At 63.3% G+C, this 24920-nt stretch carries 20 protein-coding genes; 12 read left to right on the top strand and 8 right to left on the bottom strand.

Translation table 11 applies throughout. From position 1 onward, the window contains the following. Window positions 1-4: 4 nt before the first annotated feature. Window positions 5-1642, bottom strand: a complete 1638-nt coding sequence (locus C2862_RS19640) for a TldD/PmbA family protein (protein ID WP_136221832.1) — start codon at window positions 1640-1642, stop codon at window positions 5-7. Between the two features lie 348 nt (window positions 1643-1990). Between C2862_RS19640 and C2862_RS19635 the strand changes: the two genes are divergently transcribed. Next, a complete protein-coding gene (locus C2862_RS19635) occupies window positions 1991-2773 on the top strand; it encodes a class I SAM-dependent methyltransferase (protein ID WP_136221831.1) in 783 nt (260 codons plus the stop codon). A 117-nt stretch (window positions 2774-2890) separates the two neighbouring features. Here C2862_RS19635 and C2862_RS19630 read toward each other — a convergent pair whose 3' ends face one another. Then, complete coding sequence (locus C2862_RS19630) at window positions 2891-4513, bottom strand: serine hydrolase (RefSeq protein WP_136221830.1); 1623 nt, start codon at window positions 4511-4513, stop codon at window positions 2891-2893. 21 nt (window positions 4514-4534) lie between these two features. Next, complete coding sequence (locus tag C2862_RS19625; RefSeq protein WP_136221829.1) at window positions 4535-6391, bottom strand: M1 family metallopeptidase; 1857 nt, start codon at window positions 6389-6391, stop codon at window positions 4535-4537. A gap of 163 nt (window positions 6392-6554) precedes the next feature. Between C2862_RS19625 and C2862_RS19620 the strand changes: the two genes are divergently transcribed. Beyond that, window positions 6555-7130, top strand: a complete 576-nt coding sequence (locus C2862_RS19620) for a TMEM165/GDT1 family protein (protein ID WP_136221828.1) — start codon at window positions 6555-6557, stop codon at window positions 7128-7130. 49 nt (window positions 7131-7179) lie between these two features. Here the strand turns inward: C2862_RS19620 and C2862_RS19615 are convergent, their stop codons facing one another. Together C2862_RS19615 and C2862_RS19610 are read right to left on the bottom strand one after the other, a co-directional pair. Continuing rightward, the gene (locus C2862_RS19615; protein WP_136221827.1) at window positions 7180-8118 is read right to left on the bottom strand and encodes a PfkB family carbohydrate kinase; all 939 of its coding nucleotides are present in this window, start codon (window positions 8116-8118) and stop codon (window positions 7180-7182) included. After that, window positions 8115-8735 carry a glutathione S-transferase C-terminal domain-containing protein gene (locus C2862_RS19610; protein ID WP_136221826.1) on the bottom strand — a complete coding sequence of 207 codons (621 nt, stop codon included), beginning with the start codon at window positions 8733-8735 and terminating at the stop codon, window positions 8115-8117. The genes C2862_RS19615 and C2862_RS19610 overlap by 4 nt, the downstream gene beginning before the upstream one ends. Window positions 8736-8881: 146 nt before the next feature. Here C2862_RS19610 and purB point away from each other — a divergent pair, with 146 nt between their 5' ends. Next, complete coding sequence (purB, locus tag C2862_RS19605; protein ID WP_136221825.1) at window positions 8882-10261, top strand: adenylosuccinate lyase; 1380 nt, start codon at window positions 8882-8884, stop codon at window positions 10259-10261. A 243-nt stretch (window positions 10262-10504) separates the two neighbouring features. On the opposite strand, the gene C2862_RS19600 is transcribed toward purB, so the two are convergent. Next, a complete protein-coding gene (locus C2862_RS19600) occupies window positions 10505-12454 on the bottom strand; it encodes a TonB-dependent siderophore receptor (protein ID WP_136221824.1) in 1950 nt (649 codons plus the stop codon). A 180-nt stretch (window positions 12455-12634) separates the two neighbouring features. Here C2862_RS19600 and C2862_RS19595 point away from each other — a divergent pair, with 180 nt between their 5' ends. From C2862_RS19595 to C2862_RS19585, 3 genes are read left to right on the top strand one after another with little or no spacing between them, the layout of a single operon-like run. Next, window positions 12635-13186 carry a cytochrome b gene (locus C2862_RS19595; RefSeq protein WP_136221823.1) on the top strand — a complete coding sequence of 184 codons (552 nt, stop codon included), beginning with the start codon at window positions 12635-12637 and terminating at the stop codon, window positions 13184-13186. After that, window positions 13183-13734, top strand: coding sequence for a YceI family protein (locus C2862_RS19590; protein WP_136221822.1), 552 nt, complete (start codon window positions 13183-13185; stop codon window positions 13732-13734). The genes C2862_RS19595 and C2862_RS19590 overlap by 4 nt, the downstream gene beginning before the upstream one ends. A 24-nt stretch (window positions 13735-13758) precedes the next feature. Continuing rightward, window positions 13759-14328 carry a YceI family protein gene (locus C2862_RS19585; protein ID WP_136221821.1) on the top strand — a complete coding sequence of 190 codons (570 nt, stop codon included), beginning with the start codon at window positions 13759-13761 and terminating at the stop codon, window positions 14326-14328. A gap of 79 nt (window positions 14329-14407) precedes the next feature. Here the strand turns inward: C2862_RS19585 and C2862_RS19580 are convergent, their stop codons facing one another. Beyond that, complete coding sequence (locus tag C2862_RS19580; protein WP_229467518.1) at window positions 14408-15901, bottom strand: hypothetical protein; 1494 nt, start codon at window positions 15899-15901, stop codon at window positions 14408-14410. 297 nt (window positions 15902-16198) lie between these two features. Here C2862_RS19580 and C2862_RS19575 point away from each other — a divergent pair, with 297 nt between their 5' ends. The 4 genes from C2862_RS19575 to C2862_RS25805 all read left to right on the top strand — a co-directional run bounded on the left by C2862_RS19575 (window position 16199) and on the right by C2862_RS25805 (window position 21391). After that, window positions 16199-16468: a GlsB/YeaQ/YmgE family stress response membrane protein gene (locus tag C2862_RS19575; RefSeq protein WP_056336677.1), complete on the top strand. Its 270-nt coding sequence runs from the start codon at window positions 16199-16201 to the stop codon at window positions 16466-16468. Window positions 16469-16542: 74 nt separating this feature from the next. Beyond that, on the top strand, window positions 16543-17820 hold the full coding sequence (locus tag C2862_RS19570; protein WP_373888265.1) for a phosphatidylserine/phosphatidylglycerophosphate/cardiolipin synthase family protein: 1278 nt from the start codon (window positions 16543-16545) through the stop codon (window positions 17818-17820). Between the two features lie 125 nt (window positions 17821-17945). After that, window positions 17946-20105, top strand: coding sequence for a S46 family peptidase (locus C2862_RS19565; protein ID WP_136221820.1), 2160 nt, complete (start codon window positions 17946-17948; stop codon window positions 20103-20105). A gap of 446 nt (window positions 20106-20551) precedes the next feature. Beyond that, the gene (locus C2862_RS25805) at window positions 20552-21391 is read left to right on the top strand and encodes a PEP-CTERM sorting domain-containing protein (RefSeq protein WP_229467517.1); all 840 of its coding nucleotides are present in this window, start codon (window positions 20552-20554) and stop codon (window positions 21389-21391) included. 96 nt (window positions 21392-21487) lie between these two features. Here C2862_RS25805 and C2862_RS19555 read toward each other — a convergent pair whose 3' ends face one another. After that, entirely contained in the window at window positions 21488-22957 is a 1470-nt protein-coding gene (locus C2862_RS19555) for an APC family permease (RefSeq protein WP_136221819.1), read from the bottom strand. Between the two features lie 168 nt (window positions 22958-23125). On the opposite strand from C2862_RS19555, the gene C2862_RS19550 reads away from it, so the two are divergent. Then, window positions 23126-23590, top strand: a complete 465-nt coding sequence (locus tag C2862_RS19550; RefSeq protein ID WP_136221818.1) for an Rrf2 family transcriptional regulator — start codon at window positions 23126-23128, stop codon at window positions 23588-23590. Between the two features lie 83 nt (window positions 23591-23673). Further along, window positions 23674-24870 carry a globin domain-containing protein gene (locus C2862_RS19545; RefSeq protein ID WP_136221817.1) on the top strand — a complete coding sequence of 399 codons (1197 nt, stop codon included), beginning with the start codon at window positions 23674-23676 and terminating at the stop codon, window positions 24868-24870. Window positions 24871-24920: the final 50 nt, after the last annotated feature.

Here is a 24920-nt window from a genome sequence, read left to right as displayed (position 1 = left end):
GTCCTTAGCCGATCTTGCGGGCGGTGTTGATCACGTTGATGCCGTTGAAGCGCGCGGTCGAGGAACCGTGCGAGACGATGCTGATCTGCGGCGGCTGTCCTTTGCCGTCGAAGAAGGAACCGCCCATGCGCCAGTCCTTCTCGTCGCAGATGCCGGCACAGGCGCTCCAGAATTCCTGGGTGTTGGCCTGGTAGGCGACGTCTTCCAGCATTTGTCCGATCTTGCCGTCCTTGATCTCGTAGAACAGCTGGCCGCCGAACTGGAAGTTGTAGCGCTGCTGGTCGATCGAGAACGAGCCGTCGCCGACGATATAGATGCCCTTCTTGATGCCCTTGACCATGTCGTCCGGGCTCATTTTCTTCGTGCCCGCCTTGAGCGAGACGTTCGGCATGCGCTGGAACTGCACATTGCTCCACGAGTCCGCATACGAGCAGCCGTGCGATTCCTTCTCGCCGATGATGTGGGCCTGGTCGCGCGTGGCCTGGTAGTTGACCAGCACGCCGTCCTTGATGATGTCCCACTGCTTGCAGCGCACGCCTTCGTCGTCGTAGCCGACCGCGCCCAGCGAGCCCGGGGTGGTCTTGTCGGCGACGATGTTCACCAGCGGCGAGCCGTACTTGAAATTCTTCGACTGCCACTTGTCGAGCGTGGCGAAGCTGGTGCCGGCGTAGTTGGCTTCGTAGCCGAGCACGCGGTCCAGCTCCGTCGGGTGGCCGACCGATTCGTGGATGGTCAGGAACAGGTGTTCCGGCGAGAGCATCAGGTCGTACTTGCCCGGGGTGACCGACTTCGCGGTGAGTTTACGCTTGGCGTCGCGGCCGGCGGCGCGCGCGTCCTCGATCATGTCGTAGGAGTTGGTGTAGAGCGTGGCGACGCCGCCGGCGGCCTTGATCTTGTGCTCCGGACGCGCATCCAGATATTCGTAGCCCATGCCGACCGGAGCTCCCAAGCCTTGCCTCGAACGGAACTTGCCGGTCGCCTTGTCAACCGCGGTGGCGCTGAACGGCGCCCACAGGCGGTGCAGGTCCTGGTCGATGTAGGACCCATCGGTCGAGGCGAAATACTTCTGCTGGTTCACCTGGAACAGCATCGACTGCATGAAGTTGGCGCCGCTGTCCATGCCGGCCTTGTTTGCCGCGATCAGCAGGTCGGCCTTGTCCTTGATCGGCACCGCCCTCCAGTCCTTCTTGTACGGCGTCGCCCAGCTCACCTCGCCCACGCCCTTGACTGGTGCGAGCTGCACCGGCTCGGTCTGAAGTTTCGCATTCGCCTTCGCTATGGCGACGGCTTGGCGCGCCGCGTTGGCGATGCCGTCCGGGGTCATGTCGGAGGTGGCGGCGAAGCCGTAGGCGCCGTTGCAGATCACGCGCACGCCGACGCCGGCCGATTCGGTATTCACGACGTTTTCCACGTTCAGGTCGCGCGTGGTCACGAACTGGTTCAGGTAGCGGCCGATGCGCACGTCGCAGTAGGAAGCGCCGGCCTTGGTAGCGGCGTTCAGCGCGGTGTCGGCCAGCGCCTTCTTCGCCGCGACGGCCATGGGGCTGAGCAGCTCCTCGGCCGCGATCGCGCGGCCGGCGACGGGAATGAGCATCGAGCCGAAGGCCAGGGTGCTAATGTTGAGAAAGGTACGACGTTCCATTGTGTCTCCTGAATTCAACCTGCGTCTTAGGGCGGCGCGCACACCGGCACTGCCGCGTATGTATATGCATTCTCGGACCTGCCCTGCGTAAAACGCCTGGCAAACCGTTAAACATTATCAGTAACTCAGGCGTTTGGATAGGCAATCTTCATACCATCGGCAGCGCATCCGCACCGTGGCACGGGCATGCGGTTTCCGGGCGTCCTGATGCTGTCCGGAGGGTGTCCGGCTGTCCGCTCCGGACAGTGCGCGGACAATGCATGTGCCGCGGCGCACACCCGGATTCGCTTGACTGTCCGGATGGCTTGTTCGATCATCGGCGCGACCACAACCGACAAGGGAGACTCCATGAAACGACTGATCCTGGCCGCAGTCCTGGCCGCAGGTTTTATTAATGCCGTCCAGGCCGACGACGCCCTGAAGGCCGCCATCGCCTCCGAACACCGCGCCGACAACGCCAAGCGCGACGTCTACCGCCACCCCTACGAGACATTGACCTTCTTCGGCATCAAGCCGACCATGACGGTGGTCGAACTGGTACCGGGCGGCGGCTGGTACACCGAGATCCTTGCCCCCTACCTGCGCGACAAGGGCAAGTACATCGGCGCCGGCGCCGCGCCCGACAAGAAAGGCGGCATGGCCTTGCGCGCCAAGCTCGATGCCAATCCCGGCCTGTACGGCAAGGCGGTCACCGCCGTGTTCGAGCCGCCCAGCCGTTACGAGATCGCCCCGGCGAACAGCGTCGACATGGTGCTCACCTTCCGCAACCTGCACAACTGGGTCGGCAACGGCGAGGAGTCGCTGAAGGCGACTTTTAAAGAGATCCACAAGGTGCTGAAACCGGGCGGCGTGCTCGGCGTGGTGGACCACCGCTTGCCTGCCTCGATGAAGCAGGACAAGGAGGCCTCGAGCGGCTATGTGCACGAAGCCTGGGTCATCAAGACGGTCGAAAGCGCCGGTTTTAAATTGGCCGGCAAGTCGGAGGTGAATGCCAATCCGAAGGATAAGGCGGATCACGAAAAAGGCGTGTGGACGCTGCCGCCGGTCCTGGCGAACAAGGACAAGGACCGCGAGAAGAACCTGGCAATCGGAGAAAGCGACCGGATGACGCTCAAGTTCGTGAAGCAGTGATCGGCGAGCGGTGGGCACGGGGCGCCCACCCTACGTTTTAACCGGTAGGGTGGGCGCCCCGTGCCCACGCATTGCGATCGAATGGAAAACGGGCCGCATGCAGCGGCCCGTCGTTTTTTACAGCTTCGCCTTCGCCGGCTTCACCGGCGTGAACAGCAAATCGTGGAAGTCGTAGCTGAAGTCGGTCTCGGTGGACACCGCCTTCATCTTGACGTGCTCGATGCTGCCGTCGTGGTCGAGCGCGAAGGTGACGTAGGAGTCGGCGTTGAAGTTACGCTCCTTCCAGCGCACGATGAAGGTGTCGTGCTGGAAGTGCTCCATCTCGCCCGTCAAATCAGGCGTGCGGGCAAAGGAGAGCACCAGCTTCTTGCCGTTGCGCTTAATGTTCATGGCACCGTACCACGGGTCGGTGTACTGGCCTTCGTAGGCGGACAGGTCAAGCGAGGGTTTCGATGCGGCGACGCGCGTCGCCGATGCACCCTTCAGGCGCGCCAGTTCCTTGGCGTGGGCTTCGTCTTCGATGTCGGCGATCGCCTTGATCCAGTCGGTCGGCGCGCTGCCGGTCATGTACTGGTCGAGCAGGCGGTATTGCAGGGCGCTCAGTGCGCCGCCGCTTTCGGCATTCGTCAGGATGGCGATGCCCAGCTTCGATTCCGGCACCAGGAGCACGCGCGAATAAAAGCCCTGCAGCGCGCCGCCGTGCATGGCCACCAATTGTCCCTTGTAGTCGCGCAGCTGGAAGCCCAGGCCGTAGGCGGCGAAATTGGCCTTGGTGGCGGCCAGCGGCGGCTTCGGAATGCTGACCTTCATCGGCGTCTGCGCGGTCCACATCTCGCGCGACTGCGCTTCGCTCCACAGGCGCAGCTCCTTGCCGTCCGCGCCCTTGGCGCCTTCGACGCGGCCGCCGTCGAGCAGCACCTTCATCCACTTGGCGATGTCCTCGGCGTTGGTGTTGATGCCCACTGCACCGACCGCGTTATTCACCGGCATCGACTTCACCGCGGCGATCTTGTCGTTGATCTTGCTGTGCGCGTTCGAGGCGTTCGGATTACCTTCATTCTCGGCCAGGCTGGTGGTGGTCGTGTTCATGCCGACCGGTTTCAGGATGCGCTCGCGCACCGTGTCGCCCCAGGATTTGCCGGACTTCTGGGCGATGATCTTGCCGGCCACGATGTACAGCAGGTTGTCGTAGGCGTAGGCGCTGCGGAAGCTCGTCGCCGGCTTCACGTAGCGCAGGCGCTCGATGATCTCGTCGGTGCTGAAATTCGTCGTCGGCCACCACAGCAGGTCACCCGCGCCAAGACCCAGGCCGCTGCGGTGAGTCAGCAGGTCGCGCACGGTCATCTCGCGCGTCACGTACGCGTCGTACATCTGGAAGTCCGGCAGGTGTTTCACCACCGGGTCATCCCATTTCAGCTTGCCTTCGTCGACCAGCATCGCCAGCGCGGCGGCCGTAAACGCTTTCGAGTTCGAGGCGATCTCGAACAGGGTCTGGCCGTCGACCTTGGCCGGCTCGCCGAGCTTGCGCACGCCGAAGCCGCGCGCGGCAATGACCTTGCCGTCCTTGACGACGGCGATGGCGATGCCCGGCACGTCGAAGGCCTTCATGGTGCGGGTGACGTCCTGCTCCAGGTCGAAAGCCTGGGCTGCGGCAGGAGCGGTGGTGACGGCTGCCGGCGTCTCGGCGTAAGCGCCGCTGGCGGAAAACGCGATCAGGATCGCGGCTGCAATGCGTTTCATCTGTTGCACTCTTCGGTTCCTTTATTGTTTGACCATCTGCTTGTCGACGCTGCCTTGCGTCTCGGGGTGATAGCGCTCGCGCGCCGACTTGTACACGGATTCCGCGAACGCTCGGTCTTCAGGGTTCGCGCGCAGCGCCGCGTACAGCGGCACCACGAACTTCTGGCGTCCGACACGCAGCAGGAAGGCCTGCATCTGCGGGCGCACCTCGCGGTAGCCGGCGTGCACCGCCGCGCGGTAGAAGCGGAAGGCGACTTCGTCGTTGCCGGTCTTGGCCAGGCCGAAGGCGGCGTCGAGCTCTTTCAGGCGCGCGGCATCGGCCTTGTTGTCGATGTCGTTCAAGAACTTCATCCATTCGAGTGCCGTCCAGTTTTTCGTATCCAGTTTCGACGTCGGCAGCTCGCCCTTCAGCCAGGCGGCGGTGCTCGCATCCAGCGCCACCAGGCGCTGCGACTTCGCGTACTGCGCGCTGGCCGGGATGCCGGGGCCGTGCAGCCATTCGTCGAGTTCCGCCTCGCTCATCACCTGCGGATACTTGGCCAGCAGGTTGGTGCGCAAGTAGGCCACGAACTGCTCGGTGGTGACGCTCTGGAAAGCGTGGCCGTCGAACCAGCCGCGCAGGAAAGGATCGAACACGGCGCGGCCGGCGCGCTGCTCCAGCGTGCGCAGCAGCCAGGCGCCCTTCGGATAGGCCAGGCCTTCGTCGGTATAGGTGCTCGAGCCGGTGTCAAGGTCGCGCGTGAGCAGCGCCTGTTTTTCAGGCGCGATCTCCTTGAGCGACTCGATCGCCTCTTCCTGCTCGAGCTGCAGGTTCATGGTCGCGACTTCTTCGCCGTACAGCACTTCCAGGATGCGCGTCGTCACGTAGGTCGTAAAGCCTTCGTTCAGCCACCAGTGCTTCCACGAGGCGTTGGTGACCAGGTTGCCCGACCAGCTGTGCGCCAGTTCGTGCGCGATCAGGTCGACCAGGCTTCGGTCGCCCGCGATCATGGTCGGGGTCAGGAAAGTCAGGCGCGGATTTTCCATGCCGCCGATCGGGAACGAAGGCGGCAGCACCAGCATGTCGTAACGCCCCCAGCGATACGGACCGTAGAGCGATTCGGCGGCGGCGACCATCTTCTCGGTGTCGGCCAGTTCGTAGGCGGCCGCTTCGATGCGCTTCGGCTCGGCGTAGACGCCGGTGCGTCCGCCCAGGGTACGCGCTTCGAGTTCGCCGATGCCGATCGCCAGCAGGTACGAAGGAATCGGCTGCGGCATGGTGAAGGTCCAGCCGCCTTTGCCCGTCGCCTTCGGATCGTTATCGGCGCTCATGACCACGCGCAGGCCTTCGGGTGCCTGGATGCGCGCCGTATAGGTGAAGCGCACCGAGGGCGTGTCCTGAACCGGCGCCCAGGAGCGCGCGTTGATCGATTGCGACTGGCTGAACATGAAGGGGCGCTTGCCGGACAGGGTCTGCGCCGGGGTGAGCCACTGCAGCGCGCTGGCGGTGGGCGCGGTGCGGTAGTGGATGCGTACCTTGGGCGCCTGCTGCGGCAGGTCGATGTGCAGGGCCTGGCCCTTCTCCGCATCGAACTTGTCGAGACTGTACTTGACCGGCGTCCAGCGGCCGCGCGCATCGAGCGCTTCGATCTTCGAGATGCGCAGTTCGCGCGTGTCGAGGTCGAGGCGGCGCGCGTTCTGGTCGAGCCAGTCGAGCGTCAGTTCGGCGTGGCCGGCCAGGGTCTTCTTCGTAAAATCGGCTTTCAGGTCGAGGTGCAGGGCACGCGTCTTGACCTGGTCGTAGTTGGCATAGCTCAGCGGGTCGAGTGCATAAGCGCTGGCGCCATGCAGGCCGAGGATGGCGCAGGCGGTAGCGCGCAGGAGGGAGCGGGTGTTCATGGTGATTGACGAATGGCTGAGCGGGAAAGCGCGAGCAGAATAGCACGCTGGCGGTGAGGGGGAAAGCGCCGGCCGGCCGCGCCCCGCGGCGTATTGACGCGCTCCCTGATTGCCGACTCTGCTATGATCCGCGCCTTTGCCGCCGCTTTTACCTCGCTACTCCATGGATGCCTTTCTCGTTGCAACCGGCATCGTCGCCCTCGCTGAAATCGGCGACAAGACGCAGCTCCTCGCCTTCCTGCTGGCCGCCCGCTTTCGCCGGCCGCTGCCGATCATCCTCGGCATCTTCATCGCCACCCTGTTGAACCACGCTTTCGCCGCCGCCGTCGGCGCCCTGGTGAGCGAACTGCTCGGCCCGACCGTAATGCGCTGGGTACTGGGCCTGTCCTTCCTGGCGATGGCGATCTGGGCGCTGATTCCGGACCATATCGACGAGACCGAAGCGGCGCTGCCGAAATTCGGCGTGTTCGCCACGACCCTGCTCGCCTTTTTCCTGGCCGAGATGGGCGACAAGACGCAGGTCGCGACCGTGGCCCTGGCCGCGCGCTATACCGAGATCGCGGCGGTGGTGGCGGGCACCACGCTGGGCATGATGATCGCGAACGTGCCGGCGGTGCTGTTCGGGGAGCGGATCGCCAACAAGATTCCGGTGGCGCTGGTGCACGGGATCGCGGCGGTGATTTTTATGGGGCTTGGCATGGCGACCTTGATGGGCGCCGGGGCGAACTACGGATTTTAATTCGTACGTAGGGTGGGCATGCCCACCCTACCGGTGCCTGTGTAACCATTCAACGCCAGCGCGTCATCCACTGGTCGTAGAAACCCAGGTCGCGCGGCACGGCGCCGGGAATCGCGCAGATCGCGCCGGCGAATTCGTTGGCGCGCGCCAGCGTCGTCTCGAGCGGCCAGCCGCGTGCGCGGCCGAGCAGGAAGATGGACGAGAAGGCATCCCCTGCCCCGACCGTATCGATGACGAAGGGCGGAGAGGGTATGTCGCGGGTGTCGATGGTGACGCCGCCGGCGCCGAAGTACACCGAACCGCGGTGCCCCAGCGTGACGATCAGCGCCTGCAGGCCGAACATCTGCAGCAGCGCGGCGCAGGCGGAACGCGTTTCGTCGGCCGCCATCGGCGGATCGTTCGGGCCGAGCTGGAAGTAGCGGACGAATAGGGCCTGCAATTCGTCTTCGTTCAGCTTGACGATGTCGGCCGCGTGCAGGGCGTCGGCGATGATGCGCTCGTCGACCTGGCCGTCGCGCAAATTCAAATCCAGGAAGCGCGTGGCATTCGTGGCGGACAGCAGCGCCTTCAGGGTGCCGCGCGAACGTTCGCCGCGCTGGGCCAGGGTGCCGAAATAGAAAGCGCCGGCCTCGACCGATTTCAAGGCCTCCAGCGCTTCCTCGCGCGCGATGTAGTCGTAGGCCTGGTTCGGGACGATGACGAAGCGGTGTCCCTTCGGATTGCGTTCGACGATGACGCGTCCGGTTTCCTCGATGGCGTCGCGCTGCAGGCCGGCCTGCGACATGGCGAAGCGCTCGAATTCGGCGCGGATGGTCTCGCCATTGTGGTCGGCGCCGACGCGCGTGATCATCAGTTGCGGCGCCATGAAGGCGGCCAGGTGGCGCGCGACGTTGAAAGGCGCGCCGCCGACGATCTGCTCGGTGGCGAAGTCGTCGACCAGGGCTTCGCCAAAGACGACCGTGGCGACGGCTTTGTTTGCGGCGCTCATCCTTCGAACGGCACGGTGTCGCGGAACGAAGGACGTTCAGCCAGCTTGTCGTGCAGTTTCGCCAGGTTCGGGTGGTCGGTGCGCCAGTCGATGTCGGGGAAACGGAAGCTGAGCCAGCCGAGCGCGCAGCCGACGGCCACATCCGCCAGGGTATACGATTTACCCATGCAGAAAGGCTGCTCGCCGAGTTTTTCCGCCATCACGGCCAGCCCCGCCCGCACCTTGCCCAGCTGGCGCGCGATCCACTGCGGGCTCTGCTGTTCTTGTGGACGCAGCGTCTTTTCCAGGCGCACCAGCACGGCGGCATCGAGCACACCGTCGGCCAGCGCTTCCCAGACTTTCACATCCGCACGGTCGCGTCCGTTGCCATTGGCCGGCAACAGCTTGCAGACGGGCGTCAGGGTATCGAGGTATTCGGCGATCACGCGCGAATCGTAGAGGGCGCTGCCGTCTTCCATGACCAGGCAGGGCACCTTGCCCAGCGGGTTGGACAGGTGCACCTGGGTCTCGGCGGCCCATACGTTGTCGAGCTCGAAGGAATAGTCGAGCTTTTTTTCCGCCATCACGACGCGGACCTTGCGCACATAGGGACTGGTGTTCGAACCGATGAGTTTCATAGATGCTCGGAAGAGGGGATTTGGTAGCAGTATAACATCGGGCTGCTTGGCAAAAACGGCTGCGCAGGCCCGTTTCGCTGTGCCTGCAACAAGGCCCCATGAACGCTCCGGTGGTAAAATCCGCGTTTTTGCACGGACCGCCCGCCATGACCGCTACCGCCCCACTTTCCTCCCTGTCGGCCCTGTCGCCGCTCGACGGCCGCTACGCAGCGAAGACCGACAAGCTGCGCCCGATCCTGTCCGAAGCCGGCTTCATGCACCACCGTGTGAAGGTCGAGATCGCCTGGCTGCAGGCCCTGGCGCAGGCAGGCTTCGACGAGATCAAGCCCTTCTCGAAAGAAGCGAGCGCTCACCTCGACGCCATGGCGGCGAACTTCGGCGAACGCGACGCGGCCCGCATCAAGGAAATCGAAGCGGTCACCAACCACGACGTCAAGGCGGTCGAGTACTGGCTCAAGGAGCAAGTGAAGGACGTGCCGGAGCTGGTCGCGGCTAGCGAGTTCATCCACTTCGGCTGCACCTCGGAAGACATCAACAACACCAGCCACGGCATGATGCTGAAGGCCGCACGCGACACGGTGATGCTGCCGGCACTGAACGGCATCATCGCCAAGCTGACGGAAATTGCCCACACCAACGCGGCGCTGCCGATGCTCTCGCGCACCCACGGCCAGACGGCCAGCCCGACCACGCTCGGTAAAGAATTCGCCAACGTCGTGGCCCGCCTGCAGCGCGCCGTCAAACGCATCGCCGACGTCGAGATCCTCGGCAAGATGAACGGCGCGGTCGGCAACTACAACGCCCACCTGTCCGCGTATCCGGGCTTCGACTGGCCGGCTTTCTCGAAAGACGTGATCGAGTCGCGCCTGGGCTTGACCTTCAACCCGTACACGATCCAGATCGAACCGCACGACTACATGGCGGAAATGTTCGACGCCATCGCCCGCGCCAACACGATTTTGCTCGACCTGAACCGCGACATCTGGACCTATGTCTCGCTGGGTTACTTCAAGCAGAAGCTGAAGGCGGGCGAGATCGGTTCGTCGACCATGCCGCATAAGGTCAACCCGATCGACTTCGAGAATTCGGAAGGCAACCTGGGCCTGGCGAACGCCGTACTGCGCCACATGGCGGAAAAGCTGCCGGTCTCGCGCATGCAGCGCGACCTGACCGATTCGACCGTGCTGCGCAACATCGGCGTCGGCTTCGGCTACGCTCTGCTCGCCTACGACAGCTGCCTGCGCGGCCTGAACAAGCTGGAAGTCAACGCCGCCCGCCTCGAAGCGGACCTGGACGCGAGCTGGGAAGTGCTGGCCGAGCCGGTGCAGACCGTGATGCGCCGCTACGGCATCGAAAACCCCTACGAGCAGCTGAAGGAACTGACCCGCGGCAAGGGCATCACGAAAGAGGCGCTGCGCGAGTTCATCGGCACCCTGGCCGTGCCGCAGGAAGCCAAGGACCTGATGCTGCAGATGACGCCGGCGAATTATGTTGGCCTGGCGGCGGAGTTGGCGAAGGCGATTTAATACAGTCCGCACGCCAAACAAAAAGCCCGCACCAGAAATGGCGCGGGCTTTTTTTATTCACGCGGCGGCCGTGTAACGTACGGGGTCATGGAGGCCAATGGCCTCCATGACGGCTTCACCGGACTCCTGAGTCCACGCGTTACGCACGGCTCCGCGTCGAAACGCCGTACGTAGTACGCACGCTTTGCACCGCGTGGACTCGGGAGTCCACCCTACGATACTGCGGTACGCACCTGCCTCAGATTAATTCTGCCAGACCAGCTTGACCGCCACCGTGCGCGGCACTTCCGAGCGCGTCGCGATGCCGCCGTATTCGGCATGGCTGCCGTTCAGGTTCATGCCCGCCACCGACAGTTCGAGATTTGGCCGCAGGCGCCAGCCGAAGCGCGCGTCGAGCGCGGTGTACGAGGGCACTTCACCGATATCGAGCGCCGCGACCTTGCGCACGGCCACTTCCAGTTCGCGCGCCGCATCGATGCTCCAGGTCGAACGCAGTTGCAGGCTGTGGGCGGGATCGAAGCCGGCCCGCAGCAGGCTGCCCGCGTCGTTGCTGCCCTCTTTCAGGGAGTAGCGTTCGCGCATGGTCGTCAGCCCTCCCGACAGGCGCCAGGACTTCGTTGCCTGGAAACTGCCCCACATCTCGAGGCCGAACACATGGCCTTCGGATAGATTGGCGAAACTCACCGCGGTGCGGCTCGGCGCCAGTTCCTGGGTGCGCAGGTGGTCGTAATCGCTGTAGAACAATGTAGCCGAATACGACAGCCGCGGCAGGGGCTGGCCGCGGTAGCCCAGTTCGAATACCTTGGCCACCTCGGAGCGCACGCTGTCGCCGCCCGCGAGGATATAGGGCGGACGGCCGGGAATATAGGTATCGGCGTCGATGCGCGAAGGTGCGCGCACGGTACGCGAGACGGCGGTCCAGAACGCGTGCCCGGGCGCCGCGCTCCACGACAGGCGCGCGCTGGGCAGGAATTCGCTGCCCGTGTAATCGTTGCGCTCGACGCGGGCGCCCAGGGTCGCGCGCAGCGTCGGCGTGAGCGCGATCTCGTCCTGGGCAAACAGGCTGAGCCAGGTCTGGCTGAGGCGTTCCGGCAGGAAGGCGACATAGTCGCTGCCCTGCACCCGGTCCCAGCTGTGGCGGGCATTCGCGCCCCAGGCCAGGCTGTGCCTGCCGATGGCCGGCAGGGTGTGCTGGACCTGCAGGTCGACGATGTCGAGCGATTCGGTAAAGGTCGGCGGCACGACCCTCCGCGTATAGTCGTAATAGAACTGGACGTCGACGCTGCCGCCGCCCTGCAGTGCGTGCTGCCAGCCGCCGGTCAGGTTGACGCCCTCGGTCTCGACCGTGTCGAGCCCGGGATCGGTGCCGGAGACGGCGATCGTGCCGGGCCGCGCCTGCTCGAACCTGCCGCGGTTCACGTTGCCGTTCAGGCTGAAACGGTCGGCCCCGCGCTCCCAGTCGGCGCGAAAGCCGACCTGTCCGGAATGCCAGGCGTCGTCGACCGGTGCGCCGCTGGCCAGCTCGGTATGCGAGCGTCCCTGGGCCTTGCCGTAGGCACGCCAGCTGCCATCCTGCATGCGTCCGCCCTGGCGAAAGGCGATGTCGCCGCCGTTGTTGGCGCCGCGCAGCACGGCCAGGCTGCCCTGGGTCTCCTGCGCCGAGCGCGTGGTGATGTTGATCACGCCGTTCACCGCGTTCACACCCCACAGGGTGCCGCCCGGACCGCTGACCACCTCGATCCGTTCGATGTCTTCGAGCAGCACGTCCTGCACGTCCCAGAACACGCCCGAAAACAGCGGCGTGTACACGGAACGACCATCTATCAGCACCAGCAATTTGTTCGGAGCACTGTTGCCGCCGCCATTCAGGCCGCGCGCCGTGATCGCATAATTCGCTCCGTTGACTTGCGCTACCTGCAGGTTGGGCGCCAGGCGCAGCGCTTCGGGCAGGGTGGCGGCGCCGGAGCGGCGGATGTCGTCGGCCGTGATGACGTAGACGGAGGCCGGCGCGTCGAGCAGGCGTTCCGGCTTTTTCGATACCGAGGTCACCTGGATGTTCGCCAGCTCCTCGATCGACAGGTCGGCGAAGTCGGCCCCTTGCGGATCGGCGGCATGGGCCAGGCTTGCCAGCGCGGTGGCAAGCAGCAGGACCAGTGCGCGCGGGCCTGGACGGCTGGGGGAACAATTGTACATACGACTCCTCGACTGGAAGATGCGAGCTACGCGCTGGTGCCGATTTTACATTTGACTGCCACTCTGCTGTGCACGTTTAACAATCCATGTTAGTGTACGAAAAGAAACACACCATGGCGAGCGGTGATTATGCTTTTTTGCTATAGTTTTGTTCTAGTAAGTACGAACAACGACCTCACCATGCAGCGCTATTCCCTTCCCGCGATCGTCCTGCACTGGTTGATCGCCCTCCTGATCATCGGCACCTTCACCTTGGGGCTGGTGATGACCGACATCCCCGGGCTGACGCCGACCAAGCTACGCTACTTTTCCTGGCACAAGTGGGCCGGCGTGACGGTGCTGCTGCTTGCCGCGCTGCGCCTGCTGTGGCGCCTGCGCAGCACGCCGCCCGCCTATCCGGCCACCATGCCTGCCTGGCAGGGCCGCGCCGCGCATGGCTTGCACGGCTTGCTGTATGTGCTGATGTTCGCCGTGCCGCTGTCCGGTTATTTCTACAGCCTGGCGGCCGGCGTGCCGGTCGTGTATTTCGGCCTGTTCCCGCTGCCGGTCCTGATCGAGGCCAACCCCGCCCTGAAACCCGTGCTTGGCGCCCTGCACTACTGGCTGAACATGGGCCTGGCCGCGCTGGTCGCGGTGCACGTACTGGCTGCAATGAAACATGTGCTGATCGACCGCGACGGCATCATGGGGCGCATGCTGCCTTTTTCGACCAAACAAGGAGTCACCAAATGAAACCTCTGCGCGCCCTTGCGCTTGCCTCGCTGTTCGCTTCCGCTGTCGCCGGCGCCGCTGTCCTGAAAACCGACCCGGCAAAAAGCAGCGTCGCCGCCGTCTTCAAACAGATGAACGTGCCGGTCGAAGCCAAATTCAAGACCTTCACCGCCGCGATCGATTATGACGCCGCACGCCCCGAAGCGTCCAAGGCCAGCGTCGATATCCAGACCGCCAGCATGGACCTGGGCGACGCCGAATACAATCGCGAGGTTGCCAAGAAGGAGTGGTTCAACACGGCGCAGTTCCCGAAAGCGAGCTTTGTCTCGACCTCGATCAAGCCGGCCGGCGCGGGCAAACTGAACGTGGCCGGCAAGCTGACGATCAAGGGCAAGACCGCCGACGTCGCCTTCCCGCTGACGGTGAAAACCGAAGCCGGTAAACAAGTTTTTGAAGGACAGTTGCCGATCAAACGGCTGGCTTTTAATATCGGCGAAGGCGAGTGGAAAGACACCAGCATGGTCGCCGACGAAGTTGTGATCAAATTCCGCGTCACTGCGGGAAATTAAACATTCATACACCAAGGGACATACATGAAACTCAAGCTTCTGATTGCCGCCACCCTCGCCACCAGCGCCAGCCTCGCCTGCGCCGCCGCCGACACCTATAAAATCGAACCGAACCACACCTACCCGAGCTTCGAAGCCGACCACATGGGCATCTCGGTCTGGCGCGGCAAGTTCACCAAGACCGACGGCACCATCACGCTCGACCGCGCCGCCAAAACCGGCAGCTTCGACATCACGGTCGACATGAACAGCGTCGATTTCGGCCATCAGAAGATGAATGAACATGCGAAGAAGCCGGACATCTTCGACGTCGCCAAGTACCCGACCGCCACCTTCAAAGGCAACAAGCTGCGCTTCGAAGGCGAAAACCTGGTGGCCGTCGAAGGCGACTTCACCCTGCACGGCGTCACGAAACCGCTGACCCTGAACATCGCCAAGTTCAAGTGCATCCAGCACCCGATGCTGAAACGCGAAGTCTGCGGCGCCGACGCCCACGGCTTCTTCCTGCGCAGCGACTATGGCGTGAACTTCGGCCTGCCGAACTTCTCGCCGGAAGTGCGCCTGGCGATCCAGGTCGAAGCCGTCAAGCAATAAGCACCACGCTGACATCAAAAAAGCCCCGCTACCGTAAGGCAGCGGGGCTTTTACTTTTTAAAACCCGGTCAGGCGTCGATTAACGGCCGTCGCGGTCGGCGTCGCCCGGAATGGCGCGCTCGACCTTGTGCCATGCAGCGCGGCTGGCTGCCTTGGCCTGGTCCCACGACAGGCGCGAGTTGCCGCGGCTGGTGTTCCAGTCATCGGCCAAGTAGGACTCGTTCTGCTCGTAGCTGCCGGTGTAGCGGCCCTTGCCGTTGTAGCCCAGCGCATACGCAGGCGCGTAGTCGTCGTAGGTGTAGCCCGGGGTGTAGTACGGCTGGGTCTGGTAGTTGTCGCGCCAGTGGGCGTCTTCCGCCGCTGGGTTGACCATGCCGCCAACGCCCTTGCCGGCCATGCCGCCGACCACGGCGCCGACACCGGCACCGACCACGGCGCCGACCGGACCGCCGACGGCACCGATCGAAGCGCCTGCCGCGGCACCGCCGCCCGCGCCCACGCCCTTGGCCAGGTTATGGTCGTGCAGGTCGTCGCCCGGCTTCGAGTTGACGACTTCGCCGGCGCCCTTGCCTGCGGCACCGCCGGCCAGGCCACCGATCACGGCGCCCGCTGCCATGCCGACCGGGCCGGCAGCCGCGCCGACCGTTGCGCCAGCGACTGCGCCGCCAGCACCGCCGACACCCTGCGCCAGGTTATGTTCGTCCAGGCGGTCGTCGCCTTTCGGATTCACGACTTCGCCCGCGCCACGGCCGGCTGCACCGCCTGCCAGTCCGCCAACGACGGCGCCCGCCGCCATGCCGATCGGGCCGCCGACGGCGCCGATGGCGGCACCGGTGGCTGCACCGGCGCTGGCGCCGACGCCCTTGGCCAGGTGGTGTTCGTTCAGGTCGTCACCGGACTTCGGATTGACGACTTCGCCCACGCCCTTGCCGGCCATGCCGCCGGTGATACCGCCGATGGCGGCACCTGCGACGGTACCGACCGGACCGGCTGCGGAACCGATGGCGGCACCGGCCAGTGCGCCGCCGACGGCGCCGACACCGGTGCCGATCACGTGCGAAGCGCCGTGTTCATTGAACGAACGCTCGAAGTGGGCGGCGTCTTCGTCGGTGCGGGCATTCACGCCCATCACGATGCCGCCGTTCTTGATGCCTTCTTCATAGTGCGCTGCGCGCTCTTCCGGAATGCCTGCGCCGATCAGGGCGCCGATCAGGCCACCGGTGATGCCGCCGGCGCCGGCGCCGGCCAGGGCGGCGGCCAGCGGGCCGGCCACGACCAGGCCGAAGCCAGGCAGGACGAGGGTGGTGCCGACGGCGGCAATGCCTGCCAGCACGGCGCCGATGGTGCCGCCGATGCCGGCGCCGATGCCGGCGCCTTCCGCAGCCTTGCTGCCGAGTTCAGTATCGGTGTCGGCGAAATGGGTGGTGCGGGTCGAATCCGACATCATCAGGTTGACGTCGTCGCGGGTGTATCCACGGTCGGAAACCGTGCCATAAGCGCGTTCTGCGCTGGCGCGGTCGGGGAACAGGCCGGTGACCATGCGCGAATTCTGCTTATTGGTGTCGTAGCTCATGATGTATCCCTTTCAAAGTTGTCGTGGTGCGGTCAAGTCTTGCAACAAATCGGTTGCCAGTAGCCGAACAATATGCCCCGTCCTATTGCCCTTCTGTTCGATGACGCACCCACTTCAGGACATTCCAAATGGCAAGGAAAATGCCGCTAAAAACAAGCGGAACGCGATTTGCAGATTCGTCGTCTAACGTTCGTTGCCGCACCGACCCGCTGTACCGTGAGTCCGTAGACTTTTTCACATGGCCACCGCAATCAATTGGCCTCGGGTAGGTTTTTTTTACTATGAGGAGGAACTAAAATGCTATTCATCATCTGGATCGTCGTCGGTGGTATCCTGGGCTGGCTTGCAAGCATGGTCATGAAGACCGATGCAGAGCAAGGCATGATTCTGAACGTCGTGGTTGGTATCATCGGCGCCTTCCTGGGCGGCTGGTTGCTCTCCCCACTGTTCGGTACTGGCACTATCAATTCGGATGACTTCAGCGTGTCGTCGCTGCTGGTTTCGTTCCTGGGTGCCGTCATCCTGCTGGCTATCGTCAACCTGCTGCGTCGCGGTCGGGTTCGTTAATCAGTGTTTGGCCCCACATAACCAACGCTTCCACGCGTTGGTTTTTTTTTGCCTGAACGTTCTACAGCTCTCCTATGCGCGCCAGTAAAGTCACGATTTCGATTACCACCTGCATCCTGACGCTGCTCGTCGGCTTTCTGGCGCTCAATTTCATGCCGTCGGAAAAGCAGATCGAGACCCAGCTGACACGCCAGTACGACATCCACGACGCCCAGTTCCGGCGCTCCATGGGCGTGCTGCTGGGACCGCCCATCATCGAAGGCAACCACGTCGAGACCCTGCTCAACGGGGACCAGATTTTCCCTGCGATGCTGGCGGCGATCCGCGGCGCCAGGAAAACGATCACCTTCGAAACCTATATCTACTGGTCGGAAACGATCGGCGAAGAATTCTCCGCGGCCCTGGCCGAGCGCGCCCGCGCCGGCGTGAAGGTGCACGTGATGCTCGACTTCATCGGCAGCATCAAGATGAGCGAAGACGCCATGCAGAAGATGCGCGACGCCGGCGTGCAGCTGCAGCGCTATCACAAGCCGGCCTGGTGGAAGCTGGCGCGCCTGAACAACCGCACGCACCGCAAGCTGTTGATCGTCGACGGCGTCGTCGGCTTCACGGGCGGCGTCGGCATTGCCGACCAGTGGCGCGGCAACGCCCAGGACGAGGATCACTGGCGCGATACTCATTTCCGCGTGCAGGGTCCGGTCGTCGGCCAGATGCAGGCCGTGTTTACCGATAACTGGACCAAGGCCACGGGTGTCGTGCTCGACGGCCCCATGTATTTCCCGCCCCTGCAGGCGGTAGGCAGCATGCCGGCCCAGATGTTTTCCAGTTCGCCCACCGGCGGCAGCGAAAGCATGCACCTGATGTACCTGATGGCGATCACGGCCGCGCGCACGTCGATCAACATGTCGGCCTCGTATTTCGTGCCGGACGAACTCACCATCCGCGCCCTGATCGCCGCCGCGAAACGCGGGGTCAAAGTGCGCATCATCACGCCGGGCAAGGAAATCGATTCGGACGTGGTGCGCCTGGCCTCGCGCGAACGCTGGGGCGATTTACTGAAAGCCGGCATCGAGATCGCCGAATACCAGCCGACCATGTACCACGTAAAAGCCTTGATCGTGGATTCCCTGATGGTCTCGGTCGGCTCGACCAACTTTGACAACCGCTCGTTCAGCATCAACGACGAGGCCAACCTGAACGTGCTCGACGCCGAGTTCGCGAAGGCGCAGGACGCCATTTTCGACCAGGACTGGCAGCGCGCCCGGCGCATCACCTACGCGGCCTGGCAGAACCGTTCGTGGGCCGAAAAACTGAGCGGTGAATTTGCTTCGCTGTTCGGCTCGCAACTGTAAATATCGTTTGCATTCAGGGACGTAAACACCGGAAATATCGGTTGACGAGCCAGGCAGGGATTACGGATACTCTGGGCTGCTCCGCGGAGCCATATGTATCTTCAACCCTTCCTGATCGATCGCGAATGAAAAAGACCCTCCTCTCGCTGGCCATCCTGACCAGCTTCGCCGCACAAGCGGACGAAGGCATGTGGATGCCGCAGCAGCTGCCACAAGTAGCCCAGCAACTGAAAGCCGCCGGCCTCGAACTCGACCCGGCCACGCTGACCAAACTGACCGAATTCCCGATGGGCGCGGTCGTGAGCCTGGGCGGCTGCTCGGCCTCGTTCGTCTCGCCGCAAGGCCTGGTCGTCACCAACCACCACTGCGTCTACAACAGCGTGGCCGTCAACTCGACCCCGCAGAAAGACCTGCTGGCCAACGGTTTCCTTGCTAAAACCCTGGCCGAGGAAGTGCCTGCGTCGCCGGGCAGCCGCGTGTTCGTGACCGAAGAAGTGACCAATGTCACCGACCAGATCATCGACAAGAAAGTCGCCAAGCTGACCGGCAAGGCACGCATCGACGCGATCGAAAAGAACCAGAAAGAAATGGTGGCCGCTTGCGAGAAGACCCCGGGCTACCGCTGCACCGTGGCCAGCTACTACGGCGGCCTCGAGTTCTACCGCCTGAAGCAGCTGGAAATCCGCGACGTGCGCCTGGTCCACGCGCCACCGGCCGGCGTCGGCAAGTTCGGCGGCGACACCGATAACTGGATGTGGCCGCGCCACACCGGCGACTACGGCTTCTACCGCGCCTACGTGTCGAAAGACGGCAAGGCTGCCGACTACTCGGCCGACAACGTGCCGTACGTGCCGAAGCACTTCCTGAAAGTCGCCACCGAAGGTTCGAAGGAAGGCGATTTCATCATGGTCCTCGGCTACCCTGGCCGCACCAACCGTCACCGCCTGCCGTCGGAAGTGCAGTACACCTTCGACTGGAACTACCCGGCCTTCGTGCAAGCCTCGGGTGACGTGCTCGCCATCATCGAGCGCGAAACCAAGAACGATCCGGCTGCCAAGCTGAAGTACGCCGGCCAGATCGCGGGCGTGAACAACTACTACAAGAACCGCAAGGGCATGCTGACCTCCTACGAGAACAGCGATTTCCTGCAGCGCAAGACCGCCGAGCACAATGCGATGAAGGCCTGGGTCAACGCCGACAGCGCCCGTAAAAAACAGTTCGCCGGCGACATCGAGACCGTCGAGAAGCTGATCGCCGAGCGCGACAGCCACACCAAGGAAGGCTTCTACCTGGGTTACGCCCAGCCGCGTTTCCTGAGCTCGGCACGTACCCTGTACCGCCTGGCCAACGAACGCACGAAACCGGACGCCGCGCGTAAATCGGGCTACCAGGAACGCGACATGGCACGCATGACCTCGGTCATCACCGGCCAGGACCGCACCTACGACGAAAAGGTCGACAAGGCGCTGGTCATGCACTTCCTGACCAAGTACCTGGCCCAGCCGGCCAAGGAACAGGACACCGCCTTCAACGCCGCCCTCGGCATCCGTTCGGGCATGAGCCAGGACGAACTCAAGGCCGCGATCGACAAGGTCTACGCCGGTTCGAAGCTGGCCAACAAGGAAGAGCGCACCGCGTGGCTCAAAAAGTCGCCTGCCGACTTCAAGGCCAGCGACGACAGCTTCATCAAGGCAGCCGTGGCCATGTATGACGCCGACCTGAAGGACGAAGCCAAGTCCGAAGAACTCGGCGGCAAGATCCAGAAGGCCTATTCGGGCTACATGAAAGCGAAGATCGCCTACATGAACAGCAAGGGCCAGGCCGTCTACCCGGACGCCAACGGCACCCTGCGCGTGACCTTCGGCAAGATCGCCGGCCGTGACCATGGCGCCGACGGCACCGGTTCGTGGACCGCGTTCACCACCGTCAAGGGTGTGGTCGCCAAGCACACCGGCGAAGGCGAGTTCAACGCCCCGACCGCCCAGCTGGCTGCGATCAAGAACAAGGACTTCGGCAAGTACGTCGACCCGGTCCTGAAGACGGTGCCGGTGAACTACCTGGCGACGCTGGACATCACCGGCGGCAACTCGGGTTCGGCAGCGCTGAACAAGCGTGGCGAGCTGATCGGCCTGGCCTTCGACGGCACCCTGGACTCGATCATCTCGGACTGGGACTTCAATGCGGCCAATACCCGCGACATCCAGGTCGATGTGCGTTACATGCTGTGGAACATGAAGCATGTGGACAAGGCGGACAACCTGCTGAAGGAAATGAACGCGCTGTAATCCAGTTCTTCATAAGACGAGGCGCCTTGCGCCTCCGACGAAGCCACGCTCCCGAAAGGCGCGTGGCTTTTTTATTTCCTATTTTCAAGTAACTTCTGGGATATTGATTGCATTTGCACGCATCTTGTTACCTATAAGCAAAATCTCAGATTCGACTGTCGGTAAACTTTACACCACCTTACTCACCGTACATACAAGCCCTTGATTTATAGAATAAATTCCAGCTGGCATCAAAGTTGCTATATATAAAATAACGATGTCAAACTGTCACACCTCAAAAAGCGCACGTTACATTTGGAGTAGCGCTTGCAGAACCTGGCTGGACTGCATCGTTGATCGGCTCGCAGCTCGTTGGTTCGCAATACGTGTCACCGCATTCTTCAGCAGCACGCATTTGAATACGATCGTTTTTTCTACTAGAACTTACTTATAAATACAGGGATATCATGAAAATCCAGCACCACATCAAATCGGCACTCACCGTACTCGCATTCGCCGCCGCATCCCAGGCATCCGCCGCGCAAATCACCCTGAACCTCGACAGCACGCCCATCTATCTGAACGGCTCTGGCTACACCAGCAGCTTCGACTTCAGCTCGCTGCCGGCCAATTTCACTGTTCAGAATATCGGCTTCTCGTTCCAGTTCGCGGACAACGCGGATACCCTGCTGTCCCCGCCAGGTGTGACGACCACGAAGTCCTCCGATCCGGTTGTCATCGATCCAACTGGCAACAAAGACGGCAAAAGCACGGTGACGATCACCAGCACGACCAAGTACACCGTGACCAACCCAATGGAATCGGCATCGCTGTCGATCGGCGGCTTGCTTCTCAGCGGCTCGACCTCGCTGACGACCAGCGACGTTCCTGGCAAGTCGACGAAGGGTGATGAGGTGTTCTCGCATTACAGCTATATGCAAGGGAAAACTGAGTGCACTAAATCCGATTACGAAAAGAAAAATAGTTCCTGCAAGCGTATTGCTCACTACACGATCACGAACACCGAGAGCAGCACGCACACCGATACTTACACTGGCAGCTTCTCGCTGATCGGTGATTTCGTGCCGACGGGCTCCCTGCTGGCTGACCTGCTCGCAAGCAAGCAACTGGGCTTCGGCATCAACGCGACCGGCGACCTGAACTTCCTGGGCGGTTCGCTGACCATCGATTACACGCCGGTCGAAATCGCCCCGCCGGCCAATGACGTTCCGGAACCAGGCTCGCTGGCCCTGTTCGGCGTCGCCCTGCTGGGCGCAGCCGGCGTGCGCCGCGCCCGCCGCGCTTAAAACCGCCGGCCAAAGAAAAAGCCACGCTGCCCCAAGGCGCGTGGCTTTTTTTGTCCCATCCGGACCCGCCGCGTCGAATGCGGCGTGCTTGTCCGATCAGCCCTTCTTGTTCAGCCGGCTATGCCGCACGCTGTACAGGAAATACGTGGCTACCGCCGCCGCCATCCAGATGAAGAACACGCGGAAGGTCGCATGCGGCAAGTCCTTCATGATGTACAGGCAGGCCGCGATCGACAGGCCCGGCACCACGTACGGACCGAAAGGCACGCGGAAACCGTGCTCGGCATCCGGTCCCTGCTTGGCGCGGATCACCGGAACCGCGATCGAGACGACGATGAATGCCGTCAGCGTGCCCATGCTGACCATGTCCCACAAGAAGGTCGAGTCGACCAGGCCGGCCACCAGGCCTACCACCAGGCAGACGATCAGGGTATTGCTCACCGGCGCGCCGCTCTTCGGGTTCACTTTCTGGAAGGTCTTCGGGATCAGGCCGTCGCGGCTGATCGCGTACAGGATGCGGGTCTGGCCGTAGATCGTCACCAGGGTCACCGAGAACACGGACACGACGGCGCCGGCCGAGAGCACCAGCGCCGGCCAGGCTTTACCCGTGACGTTCTGCAGGATCACCGACAGGCCGGCCTGCTGGCCCTCGAACATGTGCGCCGGCTGCGCGCCCATCGCGGCCAGCGCGACCAGCATGTAGAAGGCGGTAACGATGACCAGCGCCGCCAGGATGCCGATCGGGACGTTGCGGCGCGGATCCTTGACCTCTTCGCCGGCGGTGGCGATCGTGTCCAGGCCGATGAAGGAGAAGAACACGGTGCCGGCGGCGGCGGTCACGCCGGCCATGCCGGCAAAGCCCTTGCTGTTGTCCGTATTGAAGAAGGGCGTGAAGTTGTTGGCGTCGAAGCCGGTGAAGGCGATCGCCGCGAAGAAGGCGAGGATGGCCAGTTTCACGACCACCATGATGGCGTTGGTCGTCGCCGATTCCTTCGTGCCGCGCACCAGCAGGACGCAGCACATGGCGACCAGCAGCACCGGCGGCAAATTGAAATTACCTGAGTGGACCGTCAGGTTGCTGTGGTCCGAGACAAACATGGGCGAGCGCAGGGAAGCCGGGATCTCCCAGCCAAACGCGTTCTGCAGGAAGTTGTTCAGGTAGTCGGACCAGCCGATCGCCACCGCGCTGCCGGCCAGGCCGTACTCGAGCAGGAGGCAGGCCGCGACGATGAAGGCGGCGAACTCACCGACGGTCGCGTAGGCGAAGGAATACGAGGAGCCCGAGGCCGGCACGCGCCCGGCCAGCTCGGCGTAGCACAGGGCGGTCAGGCCGGCGGTAATCGCGGCGATCAGGAAGGACAGGATGACGGCGGGTCCCGCTTTCGGCACCGCTTCGACCATCGTGAAGAAGATGCCGGTGCCGACGGTGGCGCCGACGCCAATCATCGTCAGCGGAAACAGGCCCAGGGTACGGTTCAGACCGCCGCCATGGACGGCCTGGCTGTCTTCGTGCGCGCGTTCGGCCGGTTTGGTGCGAAACAGCTTCTGGCCCAGTGTCAGGTTCACGGTAATCCTTTGTCACTCGATAGGGAAATGGCTGAGCACTCAATGCCGCCAAAGTTCGCGATTATAGGGCTGTTCCGCTGTTGTTGAGAAAATAGTTTTCTTAAAGATGCATTTGCCATGCGTATTTTATGGCGCTAGAATACAGACGTTCTTTCCTGAAGACATCTTATGCGCCTGACCCGCTTTTCCGACATTGGCTTGCGCGTGCTGATTTACCTCGAGCGCGCCGGCGAACGCCCGCACCCGGTGACCGTTGCCGAGATCGCCAAGCAGTTCGCGATCCCGCAAAACCACCTGGTAAAAGTGGTCGGCCATCTGGCGCGTGCCGGCTGGGTGCGCGCCCTGCGCGGCCGCAACGGCGGCCTGCGCCTGGCCGCCGATGCGCACCAGCTAACGGTGGGCATGGTGCTGCGCGAACTCGAAGGCGACGACGACCTGGTCGATTGCGAAACGATGCGCTGCGCCCTGAGCCTGGACTGCCAGCTGCGCGGCATATTAAAAGCCGGCATGCGCGCCTTCTATGCCGAGATGGACCGCTACACCCTGGCCCAGGTCACGGAAGGCAGCACCGGCGAGCAGATCGTCCGGATGCACAAGATGTTCTGGAGTGGAAGCACCGCCGGCACGGCCTGAGCCCGCCAGCGCACACGCCCGGCTTGCGGGCGTTTTTTTGAACTTTAAAGTTGCATTTAAAATGCATGAATGAGGAAACCACGATGATCTCCGCCGCCTCCCGTCCCTATATCGATGCCAGCGTTCCCGTCCTGCGCGAACACGGCCTGACGATTACCCGCCTGTTCTACAAGAACATGCTGGCCGAGCATCCGGAACTGACGCGCCTGTTCAACATGGGCAACCAGGCCAGCGGCGCGCAGCAGCAGTCGCTCGCCTCAGCCGTGTTCGCGTATGCCGCCAACATCGGCACGCCGGAGGCGCTGGGACCGGTGGTGCAGCGCATCGTCCACAAGCACGTCTCGATCGGCATCCGCGCCGAGCACTACCCGATCGTCGGCCGCCACCTGCTGGCAGCGATTGCGGAAACCCTGGGCGACGCGGCAACGCAGCCCCTGCTCGACGCCTGGGCCGAAGCCTATGGTTCGCTGGCCAATCTGCTGATCCAGGCGGAAGCCGAGATGTACAGCACCGCAGGCATCGAGCCGGGCGAAACGCGCCCGATGCGCGTGCTTGAGGTGAAGCGTGAGAGCGAGAACGTGCTGTCGATCCGTTTCGTTCCAGCGGACGACAAGCCGCTGCCGCCTTTCAAAGCCGGCCAGTACGTCAGCGTCGCCGTCGACCTGCCGGGCGGACGTCATCAATTGCGCCAGTACAGCCTGTCGGATGCGGCGGGCAAGGACAGCCTGCGCATCTCGGTCAAGCGCGAGGATGCGCTGGAAGCAGCGCCGGCCGGCGAAGTGTCGAACTGGATCCACGCGAACGTGAAGGAAGGCAGCGTGCTGCAGGTGACGCACCCGTTCGGCGAATTCACGCCGGATACCGAGTCCGATGCGCCGATCGTGCTTCTGTCGGCCGGCGTCGGCATCACGCCCATGGTGTCAAGCCTGAACCGCATCGCGCTCGTGAATCCGCAGCGCCGCGTCATCTTCGGCTACGCCGCGCGCGATGCGGCGCACCATCCGCTGCAGGACGACGTTGCCGCTGCCAAGGCCGTCATGCCGGGCCTGCACGTCGCGACCTTCTATGAACATATCGGCAATGCCGCCGACGGCGTGATGGCCGGCCGCATGGACATCGCGCGCCTACCGCAGTGGGACCTGGAGACGACCGACGTGTGGCTGTGCGGTCCATTGAAATTCATGCAGGCGCAGTGGCTGGCGCTGCTGAACGCCGGTGTGCCGGCGCCGCGCCTGCACCGCGAGGTGTTCGGTCCGGATCTGCTGGACCACCTGCTGTAATCCAGTTTAGTGCAGGATGGTGGGTGGGCGCCCCGCGCCCACCCACCATA

It is taken from the genome of Massilia sp. Mn16-1_5, from assembly GCF_004798585.1.
GTDB lineage: Bacteria > Pseudomonadota > Gammaproteobacteria > Burkholderiales > Burkholderiaceae_D > Telluria.
The sequence above is the reverse complement of the archived record's forward strand: the minus strand, read 5'-3'. Positions and strand labels throughout refer to the sequence as shown.